This is a genomic window from Flavobacterium cupreum (genome assembly GCF_003996965.1).
Taxonomy (GTDB): domain Bacteria; phylum Bacteroidota; class Bacteroidia; order Flavobacteriales; family Flavobacteriaceae; genus Flavobacterium; species Flavobacterium cupreum.
Window position 1 is genome coordinate 39,178 of the sequence record NZ_QWDM01000023.1, and the last position, 8,913, is coordinate 48,090.

The following is an 8,913-nucleotide window of genomic DNA, read 5'->3' on the forward strand; positions in this document are numbered from 1 at the left end:
TAACAAACTACACCAAACCAGTAAATACCTATAATGGCTAACTATAAATTTAACGTTGAAACACTTTACGAGAAAACCGATAACGGTTTAGATATCATAAAAAAATATCTTGACAATTGTGACGGTTTCAGCAAAGCGTTAGAAAACGACAAAAACGCTTTTAGATACAGAGATACAGATAAATCTGCGTCCTGTTATTTGGTAAAAAACGATAAAGGTCTAAAAGGTAGCATCGGGGTTAATTATTGGCGTGTTAAGGATTTTGGAGGCGATTTTTTCACCCCTATAGGCATTGCAATGGAGCAAAGCGGTTTAGATTTCTACCCTTGTTTAAAAATGTTGTACGAATGGTTTAATCTTGACGGGAACAATACTTTTTTTACTGCCACGGTCGAAATAACAACCCTTGACGATAAAGACAAACGCCCCTTAGACTGGTTCAATGTTGTCACAAAAGAGCATACACAGCTTGATATAATCGGAACTTACGTAACTGCTGAATTGGCCAAAGAATACGATTTTTTCAGCGTAGAATATTATGAAAAAATATTCATCAATAAAAAGACAAACCAAAAAAATCATATCAAAGTTTCGGCAACTGAAAGTTTCCCGATCTTTTGCTATATGCCTGAAAAAACTTGGTGCAAAACTTATGCTCCTTTTTCAAAAGATAAAAGTTTTAAACACGGTTATTTAGGTAAAAAACCTGTTCGTCACGTTTACGGATTGCAAAGAATTATCAAAAAATATGATGATAAAATTGACGATTTCAACAGGCAAATAAAAAAAACAAAAGGCGATAAAACCACTGAAATTAGATTAATTGAAGAACGTGACGCCTATAAAATACCAAATTGTATAGTCGCTTCGGGTGGTTCTGACGGATTAAATGTTGCGAGTTTAGGTTATGATCTGATTTGGTACAACTCCGAAAGTGAACAAATCAATTACACAGAATACAACCAACTAAAGGAAATCTGTAAAAACATTTACAATCTTCCTGATCTTGACGAATCGGGCGTTAAATATGGCTATGAAGTTGCTGAGAAGTTTTGGAATATGAAAAGTATTTGGCTTCCTAAAGAAAAACTGGGAACAAACGGCAAAGATTTCAGGGACTGGATGAAATTCTACAAAAAAGCGGATTTAGGTGCTGTTAAATTCCAGTTTGGAAACCTTCTTACAGGTGCATTAAAAATGAAATTCTTTGAAAAAAACGAAAAATCCAAACGATGGTCTGTCAAAACTTCTTATTTGCATTATTTCCTTAAGATAAAAGGATTTCACTTGTATTACCCGGAGAAAAAGTACACCGAAAAAACAGGCGTTCAGGAATTTATTTTCATCAGGATAAACGAGCATATTGTAGAGCAATTTTTCCCTAATGATATAAGAAAATTTACGGAAATGTACCTGATTGAAAAAGGCCAGCCGATTGAAGTTATTGATCTTATAAAAAATACGGAGCAATTTAATGAACCAAAGCTTTTATCAATGGATAAAATAGTTTTGGATTTTAAAAATTTTACAGAGGAAACACAAACATTCTTTTATAAAAATCAGTTTGCCACCATTTCAAAAGACGGTATCGAACTCAAACCCTACAAAGATTTGAAAAATTATGTTTGGGATTACAGAATTGTAAATAAAACCATTTTTGCTGAAAAGCAAAGCTTCCGCCACTACAAAGACGACAATTGCAACGATAGGGTAGAAATTTTGCAAAAGGATTGTGACTTCATGAATTATCTAATAAACGGCTCTCGAATGTCTTGGAGAAAAGAGTTAGAAGAGCCTTTCGGGGATTTTTCAAATAACAAGGAACTAAAAGAAGCGAAACAAAAATATCACGACGAAAACCGTTTTAATCTTTCTGCTGAATGTTTGACAGAAAGTGAGCGATTAATTCAGGAAAAACACTTCTTAAATAAATGCTTCGGAATCGGTTATTTATTACACAGGTACAAAATTGAATCCTTTGCAAAATTCATTTATATAATGGATGATGCTCCCAAAGAAAGCGAAGAGGACAGCAACGGACGTTCCGGGAAGTCAGTTCTTTTAAATGGTATAGATAAACTATTGAACAATCATTATTATATCAATGGGAAGTCAAAAAACATAACTACTAATTCTCACTTATTGGATGGTTTTACAAAGGAAAACGATTATTTGCGAATTGAAGATATTGACCAGTATTTAGGTGTTGAATTTTTTTATAACTGGGTTACGGGTCCGATTTCTGTAAATCCAAAAACAAAGAAGCCCTACAACGTTGAGTTTCACGATGCGGGAAAAATGGCTGCAACTTCAAATTTTGGTATCGGTAAAATAAATCAATCCACATTAGGGCGTTTGTTCTTTATTTCATTTTCAGATTACTATCACGTAAAAACCGATAAATACAACGAAGAGCGTAAAATTTCCCATGACTTCAATAATAAAGATTTGTTTTCAAGCTACTGGGATGAAAAGCAATGGAATAAGTTTTATTATTTCTTAATGGAGTGTTGCCAGTTGTATTTATCGAACAGGGATAACGAATTGCAAGCCCCGCAAACTAATATTCATTTGACCAACATACAAGCTTCAATGGGTGAAAACTTTATGAATTGGTGTGATAGCTACTTTACTCTTTCTATGATCGATGAAGACAGCGCAACAAAAGAAATAGTACACGGGACATTAAACAGATTTTTATTGCGTGATGAAGTTCAAAAAGCGTATACCTCACATGCCGGGGAAAAATACAAAAAAACAGCCACGAACTTTAAAAAGAGTTTGGGAGAATATTGCAAAATGAAAGGTTGGACTTTCAACCCTGTTGAATATTTAAGTGCTGATAAAAAAACCATCAAAAAACCGCACACCAACGAAAAAGGAAACCGCAACATTCTTGAATTTTTCTATGTGCGAACTAATGATATTGAAGTTTCAATACCGGAACAAAAAGAATTGAATTTAGGCGACCGCCCTGACGATTTACCATTTTAAAACCTATCACTATGCAAGTATCTGAATTTACTTTTGAATTTGATAATGACGAATTTTTGTCAAGTTCTTTAATGTTACAAGAAAACACAACGTTAAACATTTTAGAAGCAAACAAATTGATTGTTTCTCATTTAATCTATACAATAAGACAAGACTTTGAAGTATTGCATGGAAATGCTAAAAGTAAAGAACTAACAAAAGAGTTTTTAAGCTTTTTAATCGAAAATTATTAAAAACTATCACTATGAAACGATATGTATTTATGAAAATTCGAGTAGCTGACAAGGAAGATTTTGCAGATCAGTTTGGACGCAAAAAAATCGGTGCAATTTATTTCACCCAATCGATAACAGGCGCGATTTGTACTCAGCCTTGTTATTTTTCAGATGAAACGGATTTATCGACATTCAGGGAATTGTACACACGCAATCAAATTTATGTACCTGTGGGGCTTTTTGATGATATCGAAGTAGTCGAAGAAAAAGAAACTATAACACAATAAAAATTCAAAATATGAAAGCAAAAAAATTAAGATTATTTATAAAATACTTTATGAGGCCAGTAATCATAATATTTTTAGAAGCGTTGGTTTTTAGTTTTATAGCGGGGACAACTGACCTTAATAAATGGGGTTTTTGGCTAAGATTGATTTATGTATTTACACTTTTCATAACATTTATACTTACTGATAAAGATAACAACTAAATAAGCAAAATATGAAAACATCAAGATTACGCAGGTTATCTATTTGCATAACCGATTTAGAAAATATACCGCCCGAAAAAATAACCATTGCAGGAAACGGCAAAAAGTATGCAAGTTTGACCACTTGGGATTATGAAGGCGAACATACAAACGATCACGATTTTAGTGTTTCGGTCACTAGATCAACGCAAGAAAAGCAAGACGGCATTCCGGTTATGTATATCGGGGGCGGTCTAATAATAGGCTATTAAAAACATAAACTAACCTTTAAAAAAAGTAGATTTTTTTGCGAACCTGGAAACGCTGCAGCTCCGGATCTTTTCAAAAAAAATCTACAAATTAAACATCATGATAAAGAAAAGCACTTACATCCGAAGTTTTACAGATTCGCAGATAAAGCAACTTGAAAAGGTTGGAAAGGAGCAAAATTTTAAAACTACTCCTGAGATATTATTTTTTAGCCTCGATAAATATTTGGAGCAAAAAAAAGAAATCGAAAAACTAAACGGAATCATTAACACAAAGAAGGAAGAAATTTTCCAACTGAACTTAAAAATTGACTTTTTCAAATCAGCTTCAAAAAAGATAAATGAATTAAATGAGTTCCTGAAAAAGGCGAAATAAGCATATCAATCATCAATCAAAAAACGGACAGTAAATCAAATTCAATAACTAGCAAAACTAAAAATCTATGAACCTAAAAACTTTAAATTATATACGGAACAAATCTCAACTACAGGATTTGTTTATAAGTCAATTTTCGGCTGATTATATCCGAAAAGAGATAAACGATATTATAAGTGAAACCAGAAAATGTATTTCTGTTGGAACAAGATTATTCGCTAAAAATATATCAACATTTGAAGCCATAATTTTTATTGACAGAAATGGGGTTCCTGACGGCTTTATTCTTTCCGAAGAATTGAAAATTAAGTTGCGGGAATACAGAGAAGATTTTGCCAAGAAAGTGGCTTTACAAAAACAACAATAATCTTATGGCAAAGAAATCCGATAATCCGACAAATGCATTTATTAATCAAAACTTTATTATCCGTGTTTTGGAGAATCCAAAGGAAAACAACGTTAAAAACACAAAGTTAACTTCTGCAAACAAGCTTTCGAAGTATATAAATGACGATGAAATCAAAATAAAGCTATTTAAGAAGGTATTAGACGAAGGCAAGGACAAATATACTTTCCTTATAAGAAGTAGGCTTAAAATCGATTTTCAATCAAAATAACTTTAAAGTAAATAAAAACAGCTTTCAAAATATTGAAAGCTGTTTTTATTTATTGCTATTGTTTAGTAAGCATAATTGAGTTGTTACGTGGAAATGTGAGTTCTGCTAATTTAAAACCGGGACAGGTTTCCTCAGAAATCATGATTTTATCCGGTTCAAAACCCAATGACATTAGTGTATTTGCTGCATTTTTGGTTCGAATAAATACTGTTCCTGCATTTCCACAGAGAGAATTTTTACCAGTAAAATCTGATGCATACGAAGTTAAATCCTTGCTGAAATAATTTCCTTTTATCACATAAGTATTGTTGTCCGGTACATTTCTAGTATCTTCCAATACAGTACCATTTGAAGACGTAATTAAATAACGTGTCAACAATATGTCTTCAGTTATTTTATCAAATTTTGAAGTATTTTTGACTATAAAAAGCGTATAGTTTTTGCCTTCATAACTACCTTTCCAAGTGCCTACATACTTATTAAGTAAATTATTAATGTCTTTTAAATAAGTATTGTCTGGTATTCCATTTTCTGATGTTCTGTAGTCGATCGCTTTTTCGATAGGTTCAATTGTTTGTGCTTTGCAGGATAATGCAAATAGCAGAATAATTCCTAATATGAATATTTTTTTCATGTTTATTTTAATTACAATTAATAGTTGATACTTTTCCGTTATTATCCAATGTTTTTCTAGAATTTCCTGAGGCTTCAATTTTATACAATTCAATCCCGTTAATCCCTATTTGTTCATTTAAAAATTTTAAAAAACCCAATTCTTTATTTCCTCTCATTGCTACTTTATAGAGGTCATCTAACCCATTCCAATTAATACTGCCGCCTTTTAAAATAACATCATTTATATTTCCTGAGAACCTCAGTTGATATGTTGATGAACTGGAAACCATTGTTCCGTAAATATTATCAATAGGAATATTATTCCTACTGGCATTTAGAAGCAAAATTACAAACTGTTTCACATCTCCGGGAGAAAACATTTTTATCGGCGCTACAGATTGTGTCTCACCATTTGGCAGTACTCTTTCATAAGGGTCAAGATGGGTATGGATATAGCCTACTGTATTCGCATCTGATCCAAGACTTATCTGATCTGAATTTTCCGTACTTGAAGTTCCTGTAAGAGGTGTAAAAGGACCATTTTTACTTTGCATATATCCAGACTCAACTTTTAAATTTGTTTTTTTCTTAAGTTCCTCTTCTTTGGCTTTAAAATTTGCATTTGTTAAGAGTGTCTTTATTTTATCACATGGATTTATAGCCGTTGAAGGAGGGGGAGCAGTACCACCGCCACCATTTCCGCCACCGGGTGAAGTATAACCGCCCGGGGTTGTTCCTCCAATTACAGGGCCACGTGGGGTGTAAATCACTGGCGTTCCTGTACTGGGACCCGTTACAATAACTGGTCTTAACGGAATTGCATTACCAGTACCGTCTCCACCATCATTATGGCATCCCTCACCAAAATCAGCGTAAATACATTCACCAGTTTCCGGAGCTTTGTTGGTCTTGCTTCTATCATTAGGAAATGCCGCTACTCCCTCTTCAACTACCTGATTATTTAAAAACTTCGCAGCCCTTACAGCGCCTTTTTTCAAATCCCAAACCGTCATATAACCTGTAAAATCTCCACCGTCTACGGATTGACTTTCCGGTTTAATATCCTTATTGGAATAGGCTTCGAACAATAGGGCTGAATATCTACCTTCATCTGATTTATAGATATACAATTTCTGCTCCCAAAATTCGCGCTGATCTTTTTTAAGTTCCGTAACGGGTACAATAATCGTCTCTGTCCCGTCCTCTGATCTTGTAACGCTTGCCTGGTTCCAATTATATTGCATCTTCTGAAATAAAGCATAATTCGCCCCGTTGGCGTCATACTTATCAAACCAGTTCTTGGCCTGATTCATTTGGGCTTCCTGCTGGGTAAACTCGTTGTCAGTGGCACAACCCGAGGCAAGGAGAATGAAACTGCATAAAACTACTTTTGTAATTTGTTTTAATTTTCTATTCATTTTTTAACGGTTAATTAGTTAAGCTTTTGGCAGTTATCGTCTTGTTTTTATGATTGCTGCTTTACTGTTTTAAGTACAAATATCATTTATTACAGTTTTTTCTTTCGAAAATCAAAAGTATACTATTTGACGGTTTTAACAAATAATCTAAGTATTTTTTTACAAGAAAGTTTTAAAATGTAGATTAAATTCCCGTAAGCCCCATCTTTAGGGCTATCGCCTTTGCAAAGGTTTTGCAAAACCTTTGCAAAGCTATCCGAACATTTACAAATCAAACCCTGCCTTAGTAATCCTTTATCGCATCATTATATCCTATTCATATTTGTAATCGAATCAGCCTAATAACCTAACACAAGAACGAAAATGAGATAAATGGATATTGATAACTTGTTACAAAGGAACATCTTAGGCGGTCAGGAGTACGAACCGTTGTTTCCACGTGTTAGCTGTGATAAGACTAAACTGGGCAACGGCAATACTTTTGATACGGTGAGAATGATTAAAGAAATGGTTATAAAATATAACCATCAGACAAAGGAAGTTGCAAAGGTGTTGCAAAAAAGTTCATTGAAAGAAACGTGTGATAAGATTTATTGGTTTTTGTACAATCATATACAGTACAAAGCCGATGGACTCGAACAAAACCTTAGAAGTCCTGCCTGCGCTTTCAGGCAAAGGGTTTCGGGCGTTGATTGTAAAACCTATTCCATCTTTGCCAGTTGTTTACTGGCCAATATGGGTATTCGCCATTATATCAGGCAAATCAAACAACCGAGTTTTCGCCCTGACCTGTATACTCATGTATACGTAATTGTACCCCTTAACCAAGAAACAGGCGATATAAAAGACGGCTATTTTATTATAGACGGTACAACAAGTAATAACAGAGAACCTATATACACTATGGCACACGACACCGAAGTTAATTTACCGCATTACGGGCTTAATGCTCCCACTGCAAAGGGTAAGCGCAAAACAATTGCAACAAAAACCAAAACCGTTGCAAAGGAATCCAATAAACCTTTACTTCTAGGGATAGGAGCACTTTTAGGAGGTTTATTTCTATTTGGAAAATCTAATAAATAATGAAGTATGATACATGTTAATGTAAATGACGCGGGTCTTGGAAGATCCTTTTTAAAGAAGATTCGACTTAAAAATGTCAGTTTAAAGAACGTAGCTAAAGCAGCATTTGCACCGCATTTGCTTCTTTCAAAAAAGGCTCAGGGCACAGTTGCAAAGGCAGCCTTTGCACCGCATTTGTTGCTTAAAAACAAAAAGAAACGTTTGGTTCGATCAAACAGAAGACCAATAACCCTTAAAAGATAGCCAGATGCAAGATTATGTATATGTAAATAGTGGCCTTGGAAAACCGTTTTGGAAAAAGATCAGAATCAAGGATGTGAGTTTGAAAAACGCGGTAAAGCTTACTAAAGCAGCCTTACCAATTGCTACAAGTCTTATCCCTGTTGGCGGTTCAGCCGTTTCGGGTATTTTATCAAAAGCGCTTAAGAAGACAGATGGTTCTGCAAGTTTTATTGGTAAAATTGCCAATACTGCGACATCGCTTTCAAAAACAGCCGTTGGAAAAACAATTGTGAGTACTGTTAAAAATAACATTAACCCACAAGTTCAGGCCGTGAGCACTTTAAAACCTGCGCCAATTGTTACCAACCCAACGTTTAACGCAGATCAATCTGAACAGCCTGTCGGAGATTTAACCCCCGTTAGCCCTGCAACGGGTGCAACTGTTTTGCAAAGCCCTGCAAAGGATAATACTGCTTTATATGCCGTAGGTGCGGTTGTCGTACTGGGCGGAATTTATTTAGCCACAAAAAAGAGTTAGTAATTAAATTAATCAAAAATGAATAAAGAAGTAGTAATTATTGGAGGAGGGGTACTAGGTGGTATGGTATCAAATGGGGCAACTACGTTATTAC

The 8,913-nt window shown here is 34.4% G+C and carries 12 protein-coding genes; 10 read left to right on the forward strand and 2 right to left on the reverse strand.

What is annotated here, in order from left to right:
• Positions 1-33: 33 nt before the first annotated feature.
• The 7 genes from D0817_RS23380 (at position 34) to D0817_RS23410 (ending at position 4,940) form a co-directional block, all read left to right on the forward strand.
• A complete protein-coding gene (locus tag D0817_RS23380; RefSeq protein WP_127340763.1) occupies positions 34-2,994 on the forward strand; it encodes a primase-helicase family protein in 2,961 nt (986 codons plus the stop codon).
• A gap of 11 nt (positions 2,995-3,005) precedes the next feature.
• Entirely contained in the window at positions 3,006-3,227 is a 222-nt protein-coding gene (locus D0817_RS23385) for a hypothetical protein (protein ID WP_127340764.1), read from the forward strand.
• Between the two features lie 11 nt (positions 3,228-3,238).
• Positions 3,239-3,496: a hypothetical protein gene (locus D0817_RS23390; RefSeq protein WP_127340765.1), complete on the forward strand. Its 258-nt coding sequence runs from the start codon at positions 3,239-3,241 to the stop codon at positions 3,494-3,496.
• 214 nt (positions 3,497-3,710) lie between these two features.
• Positions 3,711-3,950: a hypothetical protein gene (locus tag D0817_RS23395; RefSeq protein WP_127340766.1), complete on the forward strand. Its 240-nt coding sequence runs from the start codon at positions 3,711-3,713 to the stop codon at positions 3,948-3,950.
• 97 nt (positions 3,951-4,047) lie between these two features.
• Positions 4,048-4,323, forward strand: coding sequence for a hypothetical protein (locus D0817_RS23400; RefSeq protein WP_127340767.1), 276 nt, complete (start codon positions 4,048-4,050; stop codon positions 4,321-4,323).
• Between the two features lie 67 nt (positions 4,324-4,390).
• Positions 4,391-4,690: a hypothetical protein gene (locus tag D0817_RS23405; protein WP_127340768.1), complete on the forward strand. Its 300-nt coding sequence runs from the start codon at positions 4,391-4,393 to the stop codon at positions 4,688-4,690.
• A gap of 4 nt (positions 4,691-4,694) precedes the next feature.
• Positions 4,695-4,940 (forward strand): hypothetical protein, encoded by a 246-nt coding sequence (locus D0817_RS23410; protein WP_127340769.1) that lies wholly within the window; start codon positions 4,695-4,697, stop codon positions 4,938-4,940.
• 55 nt (positions 4,941-4,995) lie between these two features.
• Here D0817_RS23410 and D0817_RS23415 read toward each other — a convergent pair whose 3' ends face one another.
• Positions 4,996-5,574 carry a DUF6705 family protein gene (locus tag D0817_RS23415; protein ID WP_127340770.1) on the reverse strand — a complete coding sequence of 193 codons (579 nt, stop codon included), beginning with the start codon at positions 5,572-5,574 and terminating at the stop codon, positions 4,996-4,998.
• 7 nt (positions 5,575-5,581) lie between these two features.
• A complete protein-coding gene (locus tag D0817_RS23420) occupies positions 5,582-6,973 on the reverse strand; it encodes a hypothetical protein (RefSeq protein ID WP_127340771.1) in 1,392 nt (463 codons plus the stop codon).
• 372 nt (positions 6,974-7,345) lie between these two features.
• On the opposite strand from D0817_RS23420, the gene D0817_RS23425 reads away from it, so the two are divergent.
• The 3 genes from D0817_RS23425 to D0817_RS23435 are packed head-to-tail and all read left to right on the forward strand — an operon-like array spanning position 7,346 to position 8,819.
• Complete coding sequence (locus tag D0817_RS23425; RefSeq protein ID WP_127340772.1) at positions 7,346-8,059, forward strand: transglutaminase-like domain-containing protein; 714 nt, start codon at positions 7,346-7,348, stop codon at positions 8,057-8,059.
• 6 nt (positions 8,060-8,065) lie between these two features.
• Positions 8,066-8,302: a hypothetical protein gene (locus tag D0817_RS23430; RefSeq protein WP_127340773.1), complete on the forward strand. Its 237-nt coding sequence runs from the start codon at positions 8,066-8,068 to the stop codon at positions 8,300-8,302.
• Between the two features lie 4 nt (positions 8,303-8,306).
• Entirely contained in the window at positions 8,307-8,819 is a 513-nt protein-coding gene (locus D0817_RS23435; RefSeq protein ID WP_127340774.1) for a hypothetical protein, read from the forward strand.
• Positions 8,820-8,913: the final 94 nt, after the last annotated feature.

Bases quoted from the DNA above. Each gene is read 5' to 3' on its own strand.
- D0817_RS23380 (WP_127340763.1), top strand. From the start codon at position 34: ATGGCTAACTATAAATTTAACGTTGAAACACTTTACGAGAAAACCGAT.
- D0817_RS23385 (WP_127340764.1), top strand. From the start codon at position 3,006: ATGCAAGTATCTGAATTTACTTTTGAATTTGATAATGACGAATTTTTG.
- D0817_RS23390 (WP_127340765.1), top strand. From the start codon at position 3,239: ATGAAACGATATGTATTTATGAAAATTCGAGTAGCTGACAAGGAAGAT.
- D0817_RS23395 (WP_127340766.1), top strand. From the start codon at position 3,711: ATGAAAACATCAAGATTACGCAGGTTATCTATTTGCATAACCGATTTA.
- D0817_RS23400 (WP_127340767.1), top strand. From the start codon at position 4,048: ATGATAAAGAAAAGCACTTACATCCGAAGTTTTACAGATTCGCAGATA.
- D0817_RS23405 (WP_127340768.1), top strand. From the start codon at position 4,391: ATGAACCTAAAAACTTTAAATTATATACGGAACAAATCTCAACTACAG.
- D0817_RS23410 (WP_127340769.1), top strand. From the start codon at position 4,695: ATGGCAAAGAAATCCGATAATCCGACAAATGCATTTATTAATCAAAAC.
- D0817_RS23415 (WP_127340770.1), bottom strand. From the start codon at position 5,574: ATGAAAAAAATATTCATATTAGGAATTATTCTGCTATTTGCATTATCC.
- D0817_RS23420 (WP_127340771.1), bottom strand. From the start codon at position 6,973: ATGAATAGAAAATTAAAACAAATTACAAAAGTAGTTTTATGCAGTTTC.
- D0817_RS23425 (WP_127340772.1), top strand. From the start codon at position 7,346: ATGGATATTGATAACTTGTTACAAAGGAACATCTTAGGCGGTCAGGAG.
- D0817_RS23430 (WP_127340773.1), top strand. From the start codon at position 8,066: ATGATACATGTTAATGTAAATGACGCGGGTCTTGGAAGATCCTTTTTA.
- D0817_RS23435 (WP_127340774.1), top strand. From the start codon at position 8,307: ATGCAAGATTATGTATATGTAAATAGTGGCCTTGGAAAACCGTTTTGG.